Below are 22,022 nucleotides of genomic sequence, written 5' to 3' on the forward strand. Positions count from 1 at the left end.
TTGCACATCCTTAAGGCTGAACAAATAAGGCTGTTACATTGCCTTTATAGTCGGCTTTGACTTTATCTACTTTGCCTTGGGCTTTTAAAAAGGTCGCTGTATCTAAAATATTCTTGGCAAAATCTGTGCTGAAACTTTGAGCTTGCTGCTGCTGGTTCAAATAAATATTGCCAGATAGCAGCAATGGAATATCTTTCGCATCAGAACCGGTTAATTGCGCAATGCTATTGATATAAGCTGTATTCGCTTCAAACGCTTTCGGATCTTGATTATATTCATCTAGTTTCTTAAGAGAGGTTTGAACGAAGGACTTTAAAAACTCTGGATTTTTCTCTGCAAAGTCTTTACGAACCACCCAGACATCAAAGGTTGGTGCGCCCAATTCTGCAACTTGCTTAGAATCGGTCAGAACTTTACCTGTGGCACTCGCCTTGCTTAAAGCAGGTTCCCATACATAAGTCGCGTCAATATCGCCACGTTCCCACGCCGCAGAAATTTCAGGTGGGCGTAAGTTAATAATTTTGACGTCAGACTCTGACAGATTCCAATGCTTCAATGCAGAAAGCAGGCTGTAATGTGCTGTAGAAACAAAAGGGACAGCAATGGTTTTGCCCTTTAAGTCTTCAGGTTTTTCAATGCCTGATTTATTGCTCACCACTAAGGCTTCTGAAGCACCAAGTTTGGCTGCCACAAAAAATACTTCAATAGGTAAATCACGGCTGGCAGCAGCAGCTAAAGGACTTGTCCCAATATTGCCAATACCGACATCACCTGATACCAAAGCATTTACAACGTCTGCGCCCGTATCAAATTTTTTCCACTCAATTTTTTGTTGACTGTCTTTTTCATAATCGCCATTGGCCTGCGCCACTTTGCTCGGATCAACACCAGTTTGATAGGCAATGACTACCGCTTTCTGATCTTTTTGCGCAATTGCAGCCGTTGAAGTGTCAGGAGTAGATTTTTTAGCTTGGAAATATACGAAAGCAGCGATCGCCACAATGACGATCGCCGTAATAATTAAAGGTTTAGATTTGCCGCTCATATTTTTTTCATAAAAAATGATAACTAATTCACATACTAATCAGTCAGCTTTATGATGAAAAATAAGTTAATTGACAATATTTATCACAAAATTGCATTTACCGATTAGTGGAATACTTATGCTTTTATTCACTAAACGTCTAGCAATCAATTTTCTGTGCGAGATCTTTTAATGATATTTTTTACTTCACTAAGATTTCATGGAACATATGACGTAGCCATTGATGGCTGGTTTTATGATGGCAGGACATATGCCAATATTGCTTCACGCCATAGGTTGGAAATGCAATCGGTGCGTCAAATATTTTTAAGTTGCCGCGCGAAAGCAATACTTCACTCAAGTAGTACGGCACAGTAGCAATCGCATCAGTGTCTTGTACAACCAAGCCCACACCTAAATAACTAGGTAATCGCATCAAAATATCACGTTTTAAATCAAGGTTAAGCAACTCATTTTCAATATGGTAGTGCCCCATCCCAGCATCAATATCAATATGCGACTCTGATAAATATTGCTCAGTTGTAATGGTGTCACCCGTTAATCGTGGATGATCCTTAGCTGCAATCACCACATAATATTGCTCAAACAGTTTTTGTTGATAAAAACCGCTTTCCAAATGTGGTAAAAACCCCAATGCTAAATCAATTTCACCATTCGCCATTTGATAACTGGTTTCAGTGGTAATCGGGCGTACATTCAGACGTATTTGTGGCGCGTGTTTTTTTAGATATTGGCTGATTTTAGGCAATAAAACCAAATGCGAAACATCGGTCATGGCCAAAGTAAATTGTTGATCTGAAATGGCTTGATCAAAATTAATCGTAAAATTATTAATGGCTTCGACTTTACTCAAGGCTTCGCTAACTAAAGGAAATAATTGACGCGATAACTCCGTAGGCACCATTTCATTGCCGATACGTAAAAATAAGGGGTCGTTATAATGCTGTCGTATTTTATTTAAAATATTACTGACTGTAGGCTGACTCATCTGCAAGTGTTCAGCAGCTTGTGACACATTTTTGTACTTATAAACATGAAAAAAAATGCTAAGAAGTTTACAGTCCAATTCAAACACGAAAGATTTAATCCCTAATTAAATATTGCAAGTTATGCTGTGCATCATCTGCTGAATTATACAAAAAGCCAATAACGAAATATTACTTTTATTGCAGATGAAACGCCAGTTTAGCCTGCTCAGTTGCATTTGGCTTTTCAACACTCCAATCAGTCCGCATAATAGACCCAGCACGAATTTGGATATCAACATGCTTCAAGGAAAAAAACTGGTTTGTTTTGATTTAGATGGCACACTTATCGACTCTGTTGGCGTGTGGAATCAGGTTGATGCAGATTTGATTCAACAGTTGACTGGACAAACCATCCAATTGGATTTAATTCAACGTGAACGTGACATTCAGCTGCAATTATTTAAAAACACACCAGACCCTTACTTAATGTACTGTAACTATCTAAAAGATACTTATAAGATTGAACAACACACAGCAGATCAAATCAAACAGCAACGATATGCCATTTCACAGCATTTTTTAGAACATATCATCTTGCTTAAACCACATGCAGCGTTATTTGTTCAACAGCTCATTCAGCAAGGCATTCAGGTGGCAATTACCACCACGACCAGCTTGCAAAATATTTATCGATATCAAAAAAATATCAACATTTATCCAAAGCTGCATTTTGAAAATAGTTTTGATCTGATCCTGACCCGTGAAAGTGTCAAAAATATTAAGCCGCATCCTGAAGTCTATTTACAGGCGATTGAACATTTTGCAGTTCGACCTGAAGAATGTTTAATTTTTGAAGATTCACTCATTGGTGTAGAAGCTGCAAATGCTGCGGGTATTGAAGTCGTTGCCGTGTATGATGCATATTCAGAGCACGAAATTGAGCAAATCAAAAATAAAGCGGATTATTTTATCCATGATTTCTCTTCGGTTCTGAACTAAGTTAAAGTAAATAAGCGTTCGCTTAAAAGTTAAAAAGCAGCCCAACTTAGAGGCTGCTTTTGATATTTTTGCATATATAGATAATTGATCTATTTTACTTTTTTATAAATGGATCCAGACCCAACTAAATTTCCAGTTTTTTCGTCAATCGCAAATTCAACAGCACCTGTCCCAGAGTTTACAGCCAGTAAACCAGATTCAGCGACAGATGCAGGTACAGGATTTTTCTTTTCAGATTTACCACTTTGTTTATCTTTTAAAGTATTAGTAATGAAATAGTTTTCACCATTTTTACTAATAATCAGCGCATTTTCAAGTTGCGGATCTACTGCGGTATTTTGCCATGTTCCTGCATAATCAGGCGCTGGACTTTGTTTACATGCACTGAGGAGAACTGCGAACAACATCGCAGAAAAAAATTGAATCTTTTTCAAAATACTGACCTTCTTTGTCAATGAGTTTTGCATTATAGAAAGCCTTGAAGAGAACTTAAGACCGTTCATGTTGTGCAAAAGTTGCAAACCAAGTCCTGCTGTTTTTCTTTTGTCATGTTTTGAAACATTTGTAGTCTTTCATAAAAAATAAGCCCACTTGATCGTGGGCTTATTTAAAAATTTTCAATCTTTAGATTTATACGATTTGACGCATTGAACCGGTTTCTTCAAAAGTGGCATGCCAAGACAAAGCCTCTTTTAAAATATGCGGCGTTTGACCACCAAGCTCACATGCGCGTTCAAAGTAGCTCAACAATGCTGCGCGATAATCTGGATGTGCACAGATTTCAATGACTTTACGTGCACGCTCACGTGGTGAAAGACCACGTAAATCTGCCAAGCCCTGCTCTGTAACCACGATGTCAACGTCGTGGTCAGTATGGTCGGTATGACTCACCATTGGCACCACAGATGAAATCGCACCACCTTTTGCAATCGACTTGGTTACGAAAATGGCAATGTGCGCATGACGAGTAAAGTCTCCCGAACCGCCAATACCGTTCATCATTTTCGTACCCGTCACATGGGTCGAATTTACGTTTCCGTAAATATCAAACTCAAGCGCCGTATTAATCGCAATAATGCCTAAACGTCGAATGATTTCAGGGTTATTGGATAGCTCTTGTGGACGTAACACAATTTTGTCTTTGTACTGATCAAAATTGTTCATCACGTGCTGTGCACAAGGCTCAGATAACGTCATTGAACAGCCTGAGGCAAATTTCATTTTTCCAGAATCAATTAGCTGGAAAGTACAGTCTTGTAGTACTTCTGAATACATTTCCAAATCATGGAAATTAGAATGCTCAAAACCAGCAAATACAGCATTGGCAATCGAACCCACACCTGACTGTAGCGGCCCTAAATTTTCAGGCAAACGCCCTGCTGCTACTTCACCTTCAAAGAAATCAATCAGATGCTGAGCAATCGCTAGGGTTTCAGCATCAGGTTCATCCATTTTAAACTGGGTATCTGGCAGATCATTCAACACAATGGCTGAAATCTTATCGGGGCTGACATTGATCCCAATCGTACCGATACGTTCACCGACCTGAGTCAGTGGAATTGGCCCACGGTTTGGTCGCGCTTTCGGCACATAAATATCATGTACACCTTCGAGCACTGGGTTAATCGTATTATCAATTTCAATAATCACATGATCTGCCATTTCAATGAAATTGGCTGAGTTACCACATGAACCTGTCGGAATAACTTGACCATCTTCTGTAATTGCAGTCGCTGCAATAACGGCCACATTAATGCGCGGTAAATTATGATGACGAATATTATCGGCCATTTCAGACAAGTGTTGGTCAATATACATGACCTCGCCAGCGTTAATGGCTTTACGTAAACCAGGATCTGCCTGATACGGATAACGACGTTCTATCGCATGCGCCGCATTGAGGCGACCATCGATACTATTTCCTAAACTAGCACCCGTTGCCAACGTGATACGAAGAGGATGTGAAACTGCATGATCTGCAAGTGCCAATGGAACCGTCTTTGCCTCACCTGCACCACCAAAACCACTTAAACCAACCACTGAACCATCTTGAATTAACTCAATCGCTTTTTCAGCAGACATTACTTTGTCGCGAAGGGAGAGTAAGCGAATGCGATCTAAACCATTCATAATTAAATCTCAAAAAATAAATATCTCAAAATAAACATCTTTTTTCGCCATCCCAGCGAACTGAGATAGCGTTTGTTATTGCTTATCTAAAAACGTACTTATCTAAAAGCTTACTTATATAAATTGAGGCAAATTAAATCAGTTCAACCGCAATTGCAGTTGCTTCACCGCCACCAATACACAGTGCTGCGACACCTTTTTTACCGCCAGTGCGTTTTAAGGCATGAATCAGCGTCACAATAATACGTGAACCTGATGAACCTAGTGGGTGACCAAGTGAGCAAGCACCACCATGAATGTTCACTTTTGCTTCATCTAAGTTAAATCCATCAATCGCCAGCATTGTAACCATGGCAAATGCTTCATTGACTTCCCACAAGTCAACCTCTTGTGCATCCCAACCTGCTTGTGCAAGCACTTTCTCAATAGCACCGACTGGAGCAATCGTGAACTCTGACGGATGCTGTGAATTTGTGGCATAAGCAACGACTTTTGCTAGTGGTTTTAAACCACGCGCTTGAGCCGTTTCTTCTGATGTAACCACCAAAGCAGATGCACCGTCAGAAATTGAGCTGGCATTGGCGGCTGTGATCGTGCCGTCTTTTTTGAATGCAGGACGCAGTGTTGGGATTTTTTCAGGCTTAGCACTTAATGGCTGTTCATCTGTGTCAACAACGACGTCACCTTTACGGCTTTTAACAGTAACTGGCACGATTTCATTTTTGAAGAAACCGCCTTGAATCGCTGCAACGGCTTTATTGAGTGAGTTGATGGCAAAAGCATCTTGCTGTTCACGGGTATAGCCTTTTTTATCTGCCATATCTTGTGCCAGAATACCCATCGATAAACCTGTCTCAGCATCTTCTAAGCCTTCTTGGAACATGTGGTCTGTGGTTTTACCATGACCCATACGATAGCCTGAACGCGCTTTTTCAAGTAAATATGGCGCATTTGACATCGACTCCATACCACCTGCAACCACAATATTGGCCGAACCGGCTTTAATCGCATCAGCTGCTTGCATCACTGCCTTCATGCCTGAACCACAAATTTTATTAATCGTGGTGGCACCCGTTGTATCTGGTAAGCCTGCTTGACGCATCGCTTGGCGTGCAGGACCTTGTTTAAGACCAGCCGGTAATACACAGCCAAAAATAACTTCGTCAATATCTGTAGGTTCTAAACCTGCACGTGCAACAACAGCCTGAATCGCTGCAGCACCTAAGTCTGGGGCTGTACAAGATGAAAGTGAACCCTGAAAACCACCCATCGCTGTACGTACGCCATCTACAATTACAATCATTTCTTATTTCATCCTGTTTTAAATCTTTTAACCCCAAGGAACCATGACTGGTTCCTCAGATTTTCCATCTTAATGTTTTTCACAGTGGTTTCGATGAAACTTTAAGATTGAGCGGTGAAGTATTCTTCAGATAGCTGCATGATAAGTTCAGAACCTGCTTTAATGCGTTGAGCACGGGCAGCAAGGTCAGGTAGAACTTTCTCAACATAGAAATCTGCGAGTACCAGTTTGTTTTGGAAGAAGCTCTCTGGTTTTGCAGCCGCAGCTTTGCTAATACGCGCAAACATATAAACGAAGCTGAGTAAACCAACAGCGTGCAGGTAATCGACTGCCACCGAACTGCTAAAGTCTGGGGTGGTCTTAGATTGTTCAATAATGAATTGCGTTAATGCTTCAACTTCGTCAGAAACTTGCAATGCTGCAGATTTAACTTTTGAATCAGCCATGGTTGCAGCAAAGTCACGAATTTCAGCAATGTATTCGGCAATAAATGCACCATTACATTTCGTGGTTTTGCGTCCAATTAAATCAATCGCTTGTACGCCATTTGTGCCTTCGTAAATCTGCGAAATACGTAAGTCACGAATGCATTGCTCCATGCCCCATTCACGGATATAGCCATGACCACCAAAGCACATTTGCGCTTCTAAAGTAGCTTGTAGGGCTGTATCTGTTAGGTAGGCTTTTGCAATAGGTGTCAATAAAGCCACGCGGTCATTGGCTTTTTTCACTGCAGCTTCGTCAGTTGAATATTTTGTAATATCCAGTTGCTGACCAACATACACAGCAAATGCACGCGATGCTTCGTTGTTGGCGCGTACATTCAACAACATACGACGTACATCACCATGTACCAAAATAGAGTCGGCTGGTTTTTCAGGAGATTTCACACCTGTAGCAGAACGACCTTGTAGACGATCAGTCGCATACTGTGCAGCATTTTGGTAAGCAAATTCTGCGGCGCCAATCCCTTGGATACCCATCGATAAACGTTCATAGTTCATCATGACAAACATCGCCGCAAGACCTTCGTTTTCTTTACCAACGATATAACCTTTGGCACCATCAAAGTTCATAACACACGTTGCAGAACCTTTAATACCCATCTTGTGTTCAATTGAACCCGCTGAAACAGCATTACGTTCTCCGACTGAGCCATCGGCATTGACATGGAATTTTGGAACGATAAACAATGAAATACCACGTGAACCCGCAGGTGCATTTGGCGTTTTTGCTAACACAAGATGGATGATGTTTTCACACAGATCATGTTCACCACTAGTGATGAAAATTTTCGTGCCTGTAATATTAAATGAACCATCTTCATTCGGCTCTGCTTTGGTTTTAATGATCCCCAAATCAGTCCCTGAATGTGGTTCAGTTAAACACATAGTGCCTGACCATTCACCCGTATAAAATTTTGGAAGATAGGTTTCTTTTTGCTCTTGCGAAGCACGGTCATTAATCGCCATACCTGCACCCACAGTCAGTAGTGGATACAACATAAATGATGGATTGGTACTCCAAATCATTTCGTCAGCAAGTACTGTCAACATTTTCGGCATGTTTTGGCCGCCCCATTCTTCAGAAGCGCCTAACCCAACCCAACCACCTTCAGCGAATTGTTTAAAAGCGTCTTTAAACCCTGTAGGCGTAGTAACAACACCATTACTAAACTGCGCACCACCTTCTTCATCTGCAGTACGGTTCAAGTCTAGAATAACGTTTTTAGAAAACTTAGCCATTTCTTCTAAAATGGCATTTGCAGTCGCCATATCAATATGAGCTAAGTTTTCATTTGACTGCCAGAACTCATCTGCATTGAATACATCATTTAAGATGAAGTCCATGTCCTTTAACGGCGCATTGTATATTGGCATTGTACTTTCCTTTTCTACAGGCTTTGTCAGCGTCTTTGACAAAGTACTTTTTTAAAGTTGCACGCTCCCGCACAAAATCATCAAATCAATTTTGTGTGGATTTTTTAAAGATCTGTTTTTTCAGATAGATATCTAAAATGGATATAGATAATGTGTTTTTACCGACAAGTGGAAAATAACCACCTGATATTTTGAGCAGCATTATTTTATTACACTTAAATAAATTTATTGAGTTAACTAAATTTACAATTGGTAATTGATTAAAACCAAACATAATAATACCCATAATCATGTTTAATTTAGGTTGTATTAATAACATAACAACCAAGACCGTTTTGTTAAATGCTGCTTTTGTTGTAAAAGCGAAAAGACAATAAATTAAAAAAAATAAAAATGGAATTTTATTTCAAAAAAATGACCTCAAGGGTTCAGTTTTATTGACATTAATTTTATGCTATGAATTCTATATGTTTTACGCACTCTACTAATGTGTTTATTTTTAAACCAATTTATGTAATATTTGAGACCATAGTGGAATGTAAGATTCACAAGATTTAGCTTAAGCTAGGCTTGTTCACCCTCAAGATGTTTATGGAACAGTTATCATGAGTTCAGTACGCCAACAAAATTTTATCCTTCGCAAGGAAAAAATTTTAGCCATGGCAGAAACCCTGCTATTAGATAATAATCAAGACATCACCTTAAGTGAGTTAGCTTGTGAACTAGATATTGCCAAAGGCACGATTTATAAACATTTTAAAAGTAAAAACCAATTATATTTAGAACTGATTATCTTAAATGAAAAACGATTATTAGAAATTTCAAAAAAATATAATCATGATATTAAAACTTATGTTTCACAATATATGCTTTATAATATGTTGAATTCTAATAGAACTATATTATTACATGTCATTGAAGAACGCTTAACCAATAATGAACGTAAATTAAAAGAGTTATTTGAAGAGCTCTATCGTGTTCGTGAAGAACGTATTATTGAAATTAAGGATATGACCAGTGATTACCTAAAATCACTTGAAAGCGCAATGTCGATACGTGATTATTTATCTTATATTTGGACGGTCACTTATGGTGCATCCCTACTCCTCAATTCAACGCATTATCAAAAATCAATCGGTTCACGTGAACGCTTAATCAAGCTATATATTAATCAGGCGCTGATGACGCCAGATAAAATTTCAGCCGTATAGAATTGATTTATAAATAAAAAAAAGCCGAACAATTGTTCGGCTTTTTTTTCATTAAACAATATCTAGGTTATGCAATCACAGGTGGGAAGCCATCTTCGGTTAAAGCGCTAATCAATTGCTCTGCACTGGCACTAGATTCAACGTCAACTAATTTTGTAGCTACATCAATAGTGACCGTTGCATTTTCGTCTAAGTCTTTAATCGTTGCTGTTACGCTACGGGCACAACCACCGCATGTCATATTATCAATACGAAATTTCATGATATTCATCCTTCTTTTCTAATAACAACACTATAAACCTTGCCACGATTGTAAGGTCAAGCGGATTTAAACCTTTGCTGTATGGCAGCACTCAGCCATGCCCGTTTCGATTTGATTTAAAATCGTACAATCGGCTTGATCATTACCGGCACAGCCATCGACGGACTGTTGCAAGATCTCAACCATGGCCTGTAAGTCTGCGATTTTTTGATTTAAGGTCTGGATATGTTTTAACGCCAATGCTTTAACTTCTACACTTTGCCGACTTTGATTTTTCCAAAGCCCAAGTAAATCTTTCATTTGTTCAGAAGAAAAACCTAAATCACGCGCATGTCTTAAGAAACTCAAGGTTTTAATATCGGCTTCCGAGTAAACTCGATAGCCGGCATCGGTGCGCTGCGTATTATTTAACAGCCCAATCGATTCATAATAGCGGATCATTTTTGCAGAAATGCCCGATGCTTTCGCTGCTTGTCCAATATTCATCTCAAGACTCCTGAAAAACTGGCCCTTTAAATGCTTTTAAACGTAAGGCATTTGACACAACAAACACCGATGAAAGTGCCATTGCACCTGCTGCGAACATCGGTGAAAGCAATATGCCAAAGAATGGATATAACACACCTGCAGCGACAGGAATCAATGCTGCATTGTAAATAAATGCCCAAAATAGGTTTTGGCGAATATTATTCATCGTCGCAGTACTCAGTGCGATTGCTGTCGGTACCATTTGTAAATTACCCGACATAAGCACAACGTCCGCAGCCTCTATCGCCACATCTGTCCCTGTACCAATCGCCATGCCCACATCTGCTTGCGCAAGTGCAGGCGCATCATTAATGCCATCGCCGACAAAACAAACAACACCATGTTCTTTTTGCAATTGTTGTACAGATTGCACTTTTTGGTCTGGCATTACTTCAGCGATCACATGATCAATCTTCAACTGTCGTGCTATGGCAGTGGCAGTATGTCGGTTATCGCCTGTAATCATCGCCACTTTCAGCCCTAAATCATGCAAAGCTTGAATGGCTGTATAGGTTGTGGCTTTGATCGGGTCGGCAACAGCAACAATGGCAGCAAGCTGTTGATCGATCGATACATAGAGCGGGGTTTTCCCTTCATTGCCCATGCGTTCCGCCAGTGATGAAAAGATTTGTGTATCTAAACCAAGTTTATGCATCAAATGATCTGCACCGATAAAAATGCTTTGTCCTTCAACAACGGCCTGAATCCCAGCACCAGTCACAGAATCAAAATGCTCAACCTCTAAAAGTTGCACTTGCATCTCTTTTGCAGCTTGAACAATGGCATATGCAATCGGATGCTCAGATTTCTGCTCTACAGAGACCAATAACTGAAATACGCGATCTTTATCAAAAGCTTCAGTGACTTCAAAATCTGTCAGTTTCGGTTTACCTTCCGTCAATGTCCCTGTTTTATCGACTGCAACCACTTGAGTATTTTTGAGTTGTTGTAAGGCTTCACCTTTACGGAACAATACTCCAAGCTCTGCACCTCGCCCTGTACCGACCATAATAGACGTTGGTGTTGCCAAACCCATTGCACATGGACATGCGATGATCAGTACTGCTACAGCATTGACTAAGGCATAGGTTAAACTCGGTTCAGATCCAACTACATACCAAACTAAAAAGGTGATCAAGGCCAACGCCATTACCACCGGTACAAACCATAACGTGACTTTATCCACCAAAGCTTGAATCGGTAATTTTGAACCCTGAGCCTGTTCAACCATATGGATAATTTGTGCCAAAACAGAATCTTGACCTACCGCAGTGGCTTGTATTTTCAATGCCCCATTTTGGTTAATCGTACCACCGACAACTTCATCACCGGCTTTTTTCTCGACCGGAATCGGCTCGCCACTGATCATGGATTCATCAATATAACTATTCCCAGACACCACAGTACCATCGACCGGACAACGTTCACCAGGCCGAATTTCAATCAACATACCTGTTTTAACATCACTAATCGGCAAATCTATATAGCTACCAGATTGCTCAACACGTGCTGTTTTGGGTTGCATGCCGACTAAGTATTGAATAGCTTGCGATGTTTTACCTTTGGCTTTCGCCTCCATAAAACGCCCCAAAAGAATCAACGCCACAATTACTGCAGCTGCTTCAAAGTACACATGAACGGTACCTTGCGGTAATAATTGCGGAGCAAATGTTGCAACACAAGAAAAACTATAAGCAGATAAAGTCCCGACTGCGACCAAGGAATTCATATCCGGGGCAAGTCGCGCAAGTGCTGGTATGCCATGCTGATAAAAGCGTCTTCCGGGTAGGATTAAGACCAAAGTGGTTAATATAAACTGAATATACCAACTATTTTGTGTCCCTAAATTATGCGCAATAAAATGATGAAAAGCTGGAATCATATGTGATCCCATCTCCAAGATAAAAACAGGAACAGCGAGTACCAATGCGATGATTAAATCACGTTTGAGTAACCGAGCTTCATCGGCTTTTTTTTCTGCCATTGTCGGTTGTAGTTGTGTAGCAACGGTCGCACTGTATCCCGCTTTTTTAACTGCCGCGATCAATTCCTGTGTTTTTGAAACTGGCGCCTGAACAAAAGCTTTTTCACTGGCTAAATTTACCGTTGCTTTATTGACACCATCAACAGCATTTAAGGCTTTTTCAACCCGTGCCACACATGAAGCACAGGTCATTCCATCAATATTTAATTCAATATTGGGCTGTGCAATATGAAAACCTGCTTTTTCTACAGACTTCGCCAATGCAGAATTTTCAACAGTTGCCAATGCCGTAATCGTGGCTTTTTCAGTTGCCAAATTCACTTTTGCATCGATGACTTCTGGAACTGTCTTTAATGCTTTTTCAACACGTGCAACACACGATGCGCAAGTCATCCCTTCAATTTCAAGCTCAATCTGCTTCTGTGCAACACCAAAACCTGCCTTTTCAACGGCCTGAATTACAGCAGAATAATCCACATTTTTATCACTCTGAACATGTGCTGTTTCAGTGGCTAAATTCACTTGAGCATCAGTGATGCCATCGACTTTTTTTAAGGCTTTTTCCACCCGTGCCACACAAGAAGCACAGGTCATCCCTTCAATAGCAAGTGTGCCATCAAAAAGTTTGTGTTCTGTCGAATCTGTCATGGCAACATCCCAATCATATGTGCTTGTTTTAGGCTATAGCTTAAACTTTACCACAATGGGAAGGTCAAGTTTTTCTGACTCACAGCAAGGCTTTTCTTTAAGGTATAAAGAATTGCGAAGATTTAAAAACATAATCAATAATATTGAATAATGATTATTCAATTAGTTTATTTTTCTGATATTAAAACTACACCTTTCCTCATTATTCAGTAAGATAGAGATTCGTGACCACCAAACGAATTACTCTCTTTCGCATGTACAAACTGTCGAACATTTGCTTTAACTGCGCATATTTGTGTGCTTTTTTATTTTTAATTTTAAGTTGGAGTCTAGATCATATTGATGTTTGGCTCACTCAAGTGGTTATCCCTGCTGTCACGATATGCATACTCTTAGGCTTCCTGTTTAAATACATCGCTCGAAAGTTAGGACATGAACCGCCTAAACGAAAAATAAAACAACAAAGCGCCAAAAACGATGATCAAGACGCGGCTTAAGACACTTATAAATAACAAAATCATCAATAAAAAAGCCCATTCAATTGAACGGGCTTTTTTTCATGTCAGAATTATTAGTCAGCACTAATATCTTCAAATAAAACTGAAGAAAGGTAACGTTCACCACCATCCGGTAAAATGACCACAATGGTTTTGCCTGCATTCTCAGGACGTGCAGCAAGTTTTGCCGCAGCTGCCATTGCCGCGCCACTAGAGATACCCACTAAAATACCGTCATGAGTAGCCGTTTTACGCGCCCACTCAATTGCTTCAGCACTTTCAATACCGATCACTTCATCAACAAGGTCTAGATCTAAGTTACCCGGAATAAAGTTAGCGCCAATCCCCTGAATTTTATGCGGCCCAGGAGTCAGTGTTTCGCCTTTTTTCGCTTGGGCGATAATCGGAGATTCAGCCGGTTCTACCGCAACAGAATAAAGCGGCTGATTTTTCACTTTTTCAAAATAACTTGAAATGCCAGAAATCGTACCACCTGTACCTACACCCGATACTAAAATATCCACTTTACCACCAGTTGCTTCCCAAATTTCTGGGCCAGTGGTCAATTCATGAATTTTAGGGTTTGCAGGGTTTTCAAACTGTTGTGGTAAATAATACGTTTCAGGATGTTCGGCAACGAGGCGCTGTGCTTCTTCGACTGCACCTTTCATGCCTTTAGCAGGTTCAGTCAATACGAGATTTGCACCAAAAGACTTCAACACCTTACGGCGTTCAATACTCATACTTGCTGGCATGGTTAATGTAATTGCATAACCTTTCGCAGCTGCAACAAATGCCAAAGCAATCCCTGTATTACCACTTGTAGGTTCTACAATATGCATACCCGGTTTTAATAAACCTTTTTCTTCTGCATCTGCAATGAGAGCTTCACCCACACGACATTTCACAGAAAATGCTGGGTTACGGCTTTCAACTTTAGCCAAGACCGTTGCTTCTGACTGAATCGCACGATTAATACGAACTAAAGGTGTATTACCAATCGCTTCAGCGTTATTACCATATACTGCGATACCTAAATTACTCGTTGCTGGAAAAGCTGAATCTGTTGTCATGACTATTTATCCCTTGTGTATTTATTGAATACGATCTTTAGATGATACAATTATTTTCAAAGTGTGCATGATTTTTTAAGCTAATGTCTTATATTTATGTGCATTTTGTGAAAGCTTGCACTAAAATCAAGCAATAAATTTAACTGATTAACTAAATTTAAACTTATAAAAATTAATGATATTTGATTTCATAAAAAACCATAGAAATTGTCTTATTTATTCAATGTATTAAGCCGTGATATCCGTATACTTGAGCTGTTGTTAATCGTATGGACATATCCAATGAATACCGATCTGGAAATCACTACTATGCGTGATTCTGCCGAATTAGTCGTGGGCGTTTTAAAGTCGCTGGCAAATACGGATCGTCTACTAATTTTATGTCATCTAGCACAGCAAGAATTGAATGTGTCTCAGATTGAAGAAATCACTGATATTAAACAGCCAACCCTCTCACAACAACTGATGATGTTACGCAAAAGTGATGTTGTGACTACGCGTCGTGATGGTAAGCAAATTTATTATTCAATTAAAGATGCAAATTTAGTTCAAGTTCTCAATACTCTTTACCAATTGTATTGCAACCAATCTTATAAATAACATTCAGTTATTTTAAAATTTCAAGCCAGACATGCTGTTCTTGCACTACTACAGATGAATTATCGCAATGGACAGCAATTCAATACCTTAATTTACCGCAATACTTCTTCAAAATATCTATATCTATTTCGAATATCCAAAGCTTTAAATCAGCTCATACTTTTCATTAATTCATTTAAAATGATGGTTTCTTATATATCCCACAAATGTACTGCAATATTGTACGGTCAAATTTATTGCACAAGACTTCTTAGCATTTTTTATGCATAATATATATGAAATTGTGATTTAGATAAGTTTATGTCAGATTTAAAACCTCATTTCTTACAGAAATTTCCAGCTTGGCAGTGGTTACAGCACTACAGCACTGTGAAATTTAAATCTGATGTACTTGCTTCGCTGATCGTGATTGCCATGTTGGTTCCTCAAGGTATGGCTTATTCCATGCTTGCAGGTTTACCTCCAATCATGGGTTTATATGCCAGTATTTTACCGATGATTGTCTACGCCCTCATTGGTGGAAGCTCAACCTTATCGATTGGCCCTGTGGCAATCATTTCGATGATGACTTTCGCCACGCTCAATCCGCTATTTGAAGTTGGTTCGCCTGTTTATATTGAAGCCGCTACACTTTTGGCCTTAATGGTCGGCCTGATTTCTCTGATGCTAGGTGTACTACGTTTTGGTTTTTTAATTCAGTTGATCAGTCATCCTGTCATTAAAAGCTTCATTATTGCTTCGGCACTGCTCATTGCACTTGGTCAGTTTAAGTTTCTTGTCGATGTCCCGCTAAAAGCCAACAACATCCCTGAGTTTGTTTTAAGTCTGTGGGAATACCTGAGTTTGACTCACTTTGCTTCACTCATCTTTGGTGTGCTGGCCATACTGTTTTTAATCTATGTACCAAAAATGTTGGCCACTCAATCAATTCAATCTCGATTCGGCTCTACTGCCTTTCTAAGTAAAGCACTTCCATTGATACTAGTGGTGATCTCAATTGCATCGGTGATGTTATTTGACCTGCAAAATGTCGGCATTAAAACCGTCGGTGAAATTCCTTCAGGATTTCCACCCTTAAGCTTTCCACATTGGAACTGGGAACTGGTACAAACCTTACTGCCCGGTGCAACAATGATTGCCATGATCAGTTTTGTTGAGTCACTGTCTATTGCCCAAGCCACTGCCTTACAACAACGAAGCCAACTCAACAGTAACCAAGAGTTGGTCGCTCTAGGTTTAGCCAATCTAAGCGCTGGGGTTAGCTCTGCCTTTCCAGTGACGGGTAGCTTATCTCGTACAGTGGTTAATGCAGATGCAGGTGCAAAAACCCCGATGGCTGGCGTGTTGTCGTCATTACTGATTATCGTTGTCAGTCTCTACTTCACTGGTTTTTTCCAAGACTTACCTTTAGTGATCTTGGCAGCCACAATTATTGTTTCTATTTGGAAATTAGTCGACTTTAAACCTTTTGTGGATACATGGCGTTATTCAAAAGCTGATGGTATAGCGATGTGGGTGACCTTTTTCGGTGTGGTGTGTATCGATATTTCTACAGGTCTCATTATTGGCATCATTTCTACTTTTATTCTGTTGTTATGGCGCATCAGTCGTCCACACATTGCGGTGATCGGTTTAGTCGAGGGCACACAGCACTTCCGCAATGTACAGCGCCATCATGTCTATACCGCACCACATATTCTGTCGCTCCGTATAGATGAAAATATCTCGTTTTTAAATGCCAATACGCTTAAAGGTTTCCTGATTAATGAAGTCAGTGAAAATATTGACCTAGAGCATGTTGTTATCAATTGCTCAAGCGTCAGCTCAATTGACCTCAGTGCCTTAGAAATGTTGGAAGATTTAAATGCTGAATTATCAAAATTAGATATTCGACTACATTTTTCCGAGGTCAAAGGCCCTGTCATGGACAAATTGCAGCACTCAAAATTACTCACGCATTTGAGTGGTCAAATTTTTCTCACCCACTATCAAGCCGTTACAGAGCTTGCGACAGCCAGTTCTGAGTACCAAATTTAAAGGCCTATTAGCTCACTGTTTAATCAATGCGAATTTGATAAACAGTGAGTTTTGAAGGGTTTACATTTTAATACACAAAAATAGATTATAAAAAACAAAGGTTTATTTTTAAATTAAATTATTTTTTAAGCATTCCACATTTTCGTATAAAATACAGGGCTAATTTTCATCATTTTGTCATTGTAATTCTGACAAGGCTCTCCTATGTTTTCAGCATTTACACGCTTGAGTTTAGTAACCCGAATTATTATCGCCATTATTTTAGGTGTATTGGTTGCTGTTGTTGCTCCAGGCGTTGCACCCTATTTAAGTTTGCTTGGTGATTTATTCATTAAGGCATTGAAATCCGTAGCACCGATACTGGTCTTTGTACTTGTGCTGTCATCCATTGCAAATTTCAAAGTGGGTAGCAGTAATGCATATATTAAACCAATTATATTGATGTACGCTATTGGTATGTTCCTTGCTGCTTTAAGTTCAGTAGTAGCAAGCCTTTTATTCCCTAGTACATTAATTCTTGATGTTGCTGCAGAAAACCTTGTGCCGCCAGGCAGTCTTGCTGAAATATTGAAAAACTTATTATTAAGTTTTGTCGCAAACCCTGTTACAGCAATTTCTGAAGCAAATTTCATTGGTATTTTGGCTTGGGCTGTTGCCTTAGGTATTGCATTTCGTCATGCATCAGAGAACACCAAAGTCTTTTTATCTGACGCTGCTGATGCAGTGAATAAAGTGATCCGTTTAGTGATTAACTTTGCACCTATTGGTATCTTCGGTTTGGTTGCTGTTACATTTGCCGACTCAGGTCTAAAAACGCTTGTTAGTTATGCGCACTTACTTGCGGTATTACTCGGTACCATGTTCTTTGTAGCTTTGGTCATTAACCCACTAATGGTGGCATTTATGACTCGCTCAAACCCGTTCCCATTGGTTTTCCAATGTCTACGTGAAAGTGGTATCACTGCATTCTTTACACGTAGTTCCGCTGCAAACATTCCAGTTAACTTAGACCTTGCAAAGCGTCTTGGTGTACCAGAGTCAACTGCAAGCGTAGCGATTCCTTTAGGTGCAACTGTCAATATGGCAGGTGCATCGGTCACAATTACAGTCCTCACACTAGCAGCAGTTCATACTTTGGGCATTTCTGTTGATTTCAGCACAATGTTGATTTTATCAGTCGTTGCTACCGTTTCTGCATGTGGTGCTTCAGGTGTTGCTGGTGGTTCATTATTACTTATTCCAGTGGCTTGTGGCCTGTTTGGTATTTCAAGCGATATCGCGATGCAAGTTGTAGCCATTGGTATGGTTATTAGCGTACTTCAAGATTCAACTGAAACCGCTTTAAACTCTTCGACTGACGTATTATTTACAGCTGCAGTAGACCGTGGTTTAAGATAATATCCTGATATTGGATACTTTTTAAGGCGAGGCCATGCCTTTACAGACTTTACCGCTTTGGATACAACTGGGTGCTTTTTTCCTCGCAGTGAATGCAGGAATGATTAATGTACTTGGACTGGTGACCATCTTGCACCAGTCGGTATCTCACATGACGGGTAATGTCAGTATGTTAGCCATGGCCTTCATTGCATGGCAGCCAGCTACGATTATTTATTTGATTTTAGTCTTGCTCTGTTATGTGATTGGCTCATTTTATAGTGGGCTTATTCTTGGAAATAGTCACTTTAGCTTAACGCGACGTTATGGCGTCCCATTAAGCTTGGTGGCTTTTTTTATTGTCCTGTGTTGGCTGCTATTGCCCTATTTTCCACGTTACGCTTTGCTTTGGGCATGTGTGGCGATGGGAGTACAAAATGCAATGGTCAGCCACTATAAAGGCACCATTATTCGTACCACACACCTCTCTGGTGTTTTGACCGACTTAGGTTTGGCTTTGGGTTATAAAGCTCGTGGACTTCCGATTGAGTCGAAACGTGTGGTCTTACATTTATTAATTTTGGCTGGATTTATCGTTGGTGGCATACTTGCCAGTTGGCTTTATCCTTATTTAAAATTAAACGCATTCTTGATTCCTGCCGCACTCAGTTTAGTCATGAGCGCGGTATATTGGATCATCTATTTTCATTATCGACATATACACGATTAGTTGGAACGTACTATGGTTAAAAATGCATTACAGGCGCAACTGCTTAAAGCAGGTCTGGTCGATAATAAAAAGGCAAAAAAATTGTCTAAACAAGCCGTACATGAAAAACGTACCGGTGAAAGTAAAGATGCTGAAATCAAGGCGAAAATTGAGCAAGATCAGCAGCAGAAAATGGCCAAAGATCATGCTTTAGAGCAAGATCGTAAAGCAGTTTTGCAAGAAAAAGAATTAAAAGCTGCCATCATGCAAATGATTAATCAGCATAAAATTCGTGATACCGATGGCGAATCGACCTATCAATTTATCGATGATGCCAAGATTAAAAAGCTTTATATCAATCAGCAAATTTATAATGCCCTGGTTGCTGGCAGTCTTGTTATTGCACGTGAAAATAGCAACTATGCTTTTTTACCAAAAGAATTAGCCGACCGTATTAATGCGAAAATGGAAGGCTTTATTATTGTGAATAACTCTGAAGTGAATGAGCAAACCACGGATGAAGAAGATCCATATGCAGCTTATGTAATTCCTGATGATTTAATGTGGTAAGCATTTCATATCACTAATGAAGCTCCCAATTAGGGAGCTTTTTTAGCTCAACATTTATCTATTTTAGTTCATCAATTAGGTTATACCTTCAAAAAATCATTTTTAGCACAAAATAAGTAACATTATGGACTATACATGTCGTAACTCCGTAAAGTTTACGAGTATAAAATTGCTTATATAATCATCATAATTACAATAGTTTGATCATTAAGCCTTTCATTTACTTCAATAAGAGTAGGATAATTTTGGAAAAATTTCAGTTCATAAAAAATATTCAAGATTGGTCAGATCAATACCCTTGGCTAGAAATGCTGACGTCGCTCAGTCTCATTATTGTTTTTGCCATTATTGCAAATTTTATCGCCAAGCAAATCGTGGTGCGTGGAATTCGTAAGCTCGTTTCTAAAATGGCCTTTAGCCATAGTCAAATTTTGTCAGAACATAGTGTGATTAAACGCTTTGCTAACATTGTTCCAGCAATTGTGATCTTAAATGGCATAACCACAGTCCCACATTTATCTGTGAAATTTACTTCAATCGTGCAGATGGCTTGTCAGGCTTTTATCTTCTTGACCATTGCTTTGGCAATTTCTGAATTACTGAATATTTTTAATCTGATTTATCAACGTAATCCTAAATCTAGAAACAAACCAATTAAAGGTTATTTGCAACTGGTCAAATTGATCATTTTTTTGGTGTGTGGCCTGATGATTTTAGGTACCTTCCTGAAAAAAGATGTATTTACATTACTCGCAGGCTTTGGTGCTATGGCGGCCGTGCTCATGTTGGTTTTTCAGAACACCATTTTGTCACTGGTGGCTTCGGTACAAATTTCTTCTTATGATATGGTGCGAATTGGTGACTGGATTGAGATGCCGTCGCTTAATGCAGATGGCGATGTCATTGATATGTCATTACATACCATAACCGTGCAGAACTTTGATAAGACTTTTACCACGATTCCAACCAATAAATTGGTGACTGATACCTTTAAAAACTGGCGTGGTATGGCTCAGTCAGGTGTTCGTCGTATCAAACGCTCGCTTTATATTGATCAAAGCTCTATTCATTTCATGACACAGGATGAGCAAAACAAACTCAAAGAATTTTTATTGCTAGATCAATATCTTGATCATAAGCATGAAGAGCTTGCTCAGTTTAATCAGCAACTTTCAAATCAATCGAAATATAATCAGCGCCGTTTAACCAATCTTGGGACCTTTCGTGCCTATGTAGAATTCTACTTACAACAGCATTCAGGCATTGCCCAACACCAAACGATTTTGGTGCGTCAGTTACAACCCACGAGTGAAGGCATACCTTTAGAGATTTATGCTTTTAGTAAAACAATTGCATGGAAAGATTATGAAGCGATTCAATCTGATATCTTTGACCATCTGATTGCAATCACACCTGAGTTTGGACTTAAAATCTATCAAGCTCCTTCTAGTGCCGATTTTAAAGACCTCGTTCAACCAAATGCCGATATAAGTTAAGAGCTAAACTTTCCTCTCCCCATGTATATTCAAAGAAGAAATTCTGCAAATTTAAAAAGTCACAATGGCTTTTGAATACATGGGGTTATCGGTTACTCCCCTCTACTTCCGCTATTACTTTAGATCATGCGATACAAGGAATAAAAGCGAATCAGATAAATGCGCTAATCGCTCATTTCCTTAAAAATATAATTCATCCGAAACAACTAAATATAATTAAAAAATCAGAACAAATACTATACAAATGTAGACATTTTTAGATACTATTTGTTAACAGTTGCATAAAAACGTTTCTAAAATAGGAACTTGATCATGGAAGGCCCCAATCAACCTTCTCGGAAATCAGTTAAAAACGAATCACAATTACTCATAGAATCGATGAATCGCACTTCTGCCAAACATACGCTCATACAGGCAGAAGCATGTGACCTAGAGAATCGTGTCCGTATTGAGCGTGCTTTATCCGACCCGATTGCACGTATTCCGGCACAGTTTAAAAATGCTTATTACAAATTTTTGTACTATAACCAGAAAGACTATTTAAAGCAGGTCAACTATTTCGCTCAATTGGCTTTTTTCTCTGTACACGACAAAAATAGATAACTCATTGAAATAATGTCACAATAATTGTTTTCTAACGACGAATACTATGACACATCTCAATGAGTTATATCTTATCTTAAACAAATCTCTAAAATGGAACAA

The 22,022-nt window shown here is 39.3% G+C and carries 19 protein-coding genes and 1 pseudogene; 9 read left to right on the top strand and 11 right to left on the bottom strand.

What is annotated here, in order from left to right:
* Nucleotides 1–10: 10 nt before the first annotated feature.
* Together tauA and FTU34_RS07765 are read right to left on the bottom strand one after the other, a co-directional pair.
* A complete protein-coding gene (gene tauA, locus FTU34_RS07760) occupies nucleotides 11–1,045 on the bottom strand; it encodes a taurine ABC transporter substrate-binding protein (protein ID WP_180035160.1) in 1,035 nt (344 codons plus the stop codon).
* 181 nt (nucleotides 1,046–1,226) lie between these two features.
* Complete coding sequence (locus FTU34_RS07765) at nucleotides 1,227–2,120, bottom strand: LysR substrate-binding domain-containing protein (RefSeq protein ID WP_078190935.1); 894 nt, start codon at nucleotides 2,118–2,120, stop codon at nucleotides 1,227–1,229.
* 190 nt (nucleotides 2,121–2,310) lie between these two features.
* Here FTU34_RS07765 and FTU34_RS07770 point away from each other — a divergent pair, with 190 nt between their 5' ends.
* Nucleotides 2,311–3,012: an HAD family phosphatase gene (locus FTU34_RS07770; protein WP_180035159.1), complete on the top strand. Its 702-nt coding sequence runs from the start codon at nucleotides 2,311–2,313 to the stop codon at nucleotides 3,010–3,012.
* A gap of 89 nt (nucleotides 3,013–3,101) precedes the next feature.
* Here the strand turns inward: FTU34_RS07770 and FTU34_RS07775 are convergent, their stop codons facing one another.
* From FTU34_RS07775 to FTU34_RS07790, 4 genes are all read right to left on the bottom strand, one after another.
* Entirely contained in the window at nucleotides 3,102–3,419 is a 318-nt protein-coding gene (locus tag FTU34_RS07775; RefSeq protein WP_373686486.1) for a hypothetical protein, read from the bottom strand.
* Nucleotides 3,420–3,642: 223 nt separating this feature from the next.
* On the bottom strand, nucleotides 3,643–5,142 hold the full coding sequence (locus FTU34_RS07780; protein WP_171319206.1) for a succinate CoA transferase: 1,500 nt from the start codon (nucleotides 5,140–5,142) through the stop codon (nucleotides 3,643–3,645).
* Between the two features lie 133 nt (nucleotides 5,143–5,275).
* On the bottom strand, nucleotides 5,276–6,445 hold the full coding sequence (locus FTU34_RS07785) for a thiolase family protein (RefSeq protein WP_180008861.1): 1,170 nt from the start codon (nucleotides 6,443–6,445) through the stop codon (nucleotides 5,276–5,278).
* Between the two features lie 101 nt (nucleotides 6,446–6,546).
* Complete coding sequence (locus FTU34_RS07790) at nucleotides 6,547–8,325, bottom strand: acyl-CoA dehydrogenase C-terminal domain-containing protein (protein ID WP_180011711.1); 1,779 nt, start codon at nucleotides 8,323–8,325, stop codon at nucleotides 6,547–6,549.
* 605 nt (nucleotides 8,326–8,930) lie between these two features.
* Here FTU34_RS07790 and FTU34_RS07795 point away from each other — a divergent pair.
* Nucleotides 8,931–9,536 (top strand): TetR/AcrR family transcriptional regulator, encoded by a 606-nt coding sequence (locus FTU34_RS07795; protein WP_078190941.1) that lies wholly within the window; start codon nucleotides 8,931–8,933, stop codon nucleotides 9,534–9,536.
* A gap of 67 nt (nucleotides 9,537–9,603) precedes the next feature.
* On the opposite strand, the gene FTU34_RS07800 is transcribed toward FTU34_RS07795, so the two are convergent.
* The 5 genes and pseudogenes from FTU34_RS07800 to cysK all read right to left on the bottom strand — a co-directional run bounded on the left by FTU34_RS07800 (nucleotide 9,604) and on the right by cysK (nucleotide 14,528).
* The gene (locus tag FTU34_RS07800) at nucleotides 9,604–9,798 is read right to left on the bottom strand and encodes a heavy-metal-associated domain-containing protein (RefSeq protein WP_078190942.1); all 195 of its coding nucleotides are present in this window, start codon (nucleotides 9,796–9,798) and stop codon (nucleotides 9,604–9,606) included.
* A 66-nt stretch (nucleotides 9,799–9,864) separates the two neighbouring features.
* On the bottom strand, nucleotides 9,865–10,284 hold the full coding sequence (gene cueR, locus FTU34_RS07805; protein ID WP_180035158.1) for a Cu(I)-responsive transcriptional regulator: 420 nt from the start codon (nucleotides 10,282–10,284) through the stop codon (nucleotides 9,865–9,867).
* 1 nt (nucleotide 10,285) lies between these two features.
* Nucleotides 10,286–12,724: a copper-translocating P-type ATPase gene (locus FTU34_RS07810; RefSeq protein WP_373686487.1), complete on the bottom strand. Its 2,439-nt coding sequence runs from the start codon at nucleotides 12,722–12,724 to the stop codon at nucleotides 10,286–10,288.
* A gap of 24 nt (nucleotides 12,725–12,748) precedes the next feature.
* A pseudogene (locus FTU34_RS18115) lies at nucleotides 12,749–12,958 on the bottom strand (cation transporter); the annotation flags it as partial.
* Between the two features lie 571 nt (nucleotides 12,959–13,529).
* Nucleotides 13,530–14,528, bottom strand: coding sequence for a cysteine synthase A (gene cysK / locus FTU34_RS07815; protein ID WP_180035156.1), 999 nt, complete (start codon nucleotides 14,526–14,528; stop codon nucleotides 13,530–13,532).
* 282 nt (nucleotides 14,529–14,810) lie between these two features.
* On the opposite strand from cysK, the gene FTU34_RS07820 reads away from it, so the two are divergent.
* From FTU34_RS07820 to FTU34_RS07850, 7 genes are all read left to right on the top strand, one after another.
* The gene (locus FTU34_RS07820; protein ID WP_078193801.1) at nucleotides 14,811–15,128 is read left to right on the top strand and encodes a helix-turn-helix transcriptional regulator; all 318 of its coding nucleotides are present in this window, start codon (nucleotides 14,811–14,813) and stop codon (nucleotides 15,126–15,128) included.
* 300 nt (nucleotides 15,129–15,428) lie between these two features.
* Nucleotides 15,429–17,165: a SulP family inorganic anion transporter gene (locus FTU34_RS07825; protein WP_078193802.1), complete on the top strand. Its 1,737-nt coding sequence runs from the start codon at nucleotides 15,429–15,431 to the stop codon at nucleotides 17,163–17,165.
* A 204-nt stretch (nucleotides 17,166–17,369) separates the two neighbouring features.
* A complete protein-coding gene (gene sstT / locus FTU34_RS07830) occupies nucleotides 17,370–18,563 on the top strand; it encodes a serine/threonine transporter SstT (RefSeq protein ID WP_078193803.1) in 1,194 nt (397 codons plus the stop codon).
* Nucleotides 18,564–18,597: 34 nt separating this feature from the next.
* Nucleotides 18,598–19,272 (top strand): YoaK family protein, encoded by a 675-nt coding sequence (locus FTU34_RS07835; protein WP_180035155.1) that lies wholly within the window; start codon nucleotides 18,598–18,600, stop codon nucleotides 19,270–19,272.
* A 12-nt stretch (nucleotides 19,273–19,284) separates the two neighbouring features.
* The gene (locus tag FTU34_RS07840) at nucleotides 19,285–19,821 is read left to right on the top strand and encodes a DUF2058 domain-containing protein (protein WP_168377529.1); all 537 of its coding nucleotides are present in this window, start codon (nucleotides 19,285–19,287) and stop codon (nucleotides 19,819–19,821) included.
* 245 nt (nucleotides 19,822–20,066) lie between these two features.
* The gene (locus FTU34_RS07845) at nucleotides 20,067–21,317 is read left to right on the top strand and encodes a mechanosensitive ion channel family protein (protein ID WP_180035154.1); all 1,251 of its coding nucleotides are present in this window, start codon (nucleotides 20,067–20,069) and stop codon (nucleotides 21,315–21,317) included.
* A gap of 312 nt (nucleotides 21,318–21,629) precedes the next feature.
* Nucleotides 21,630–21,920, top strand: coding sequence for a hypothetical protein (locus FTU34_RS07850; RefSeq protein WP_180035153.1), 291 nt, complete (start codon nucleotides 21,630–21,632; stop codon nucleotides 21,918–21,920).
* The last annotated feature ends 102 nt before the right edge of the window (nucleotides 21,921–22,022 follow it).

The sequence above is a fragment of the Acinetobacter sp. YH12094 genome, from assembly GCF_013419295.1.
In the GTDB taxonomy this organism is placed as follows: domain Bacteria; phylum Pseudomonadota; class Gammaproteobacteria; order Pseudomonadales; family Moraxellaceae; genus Acinetobacter; species Acinetobacter amyesii.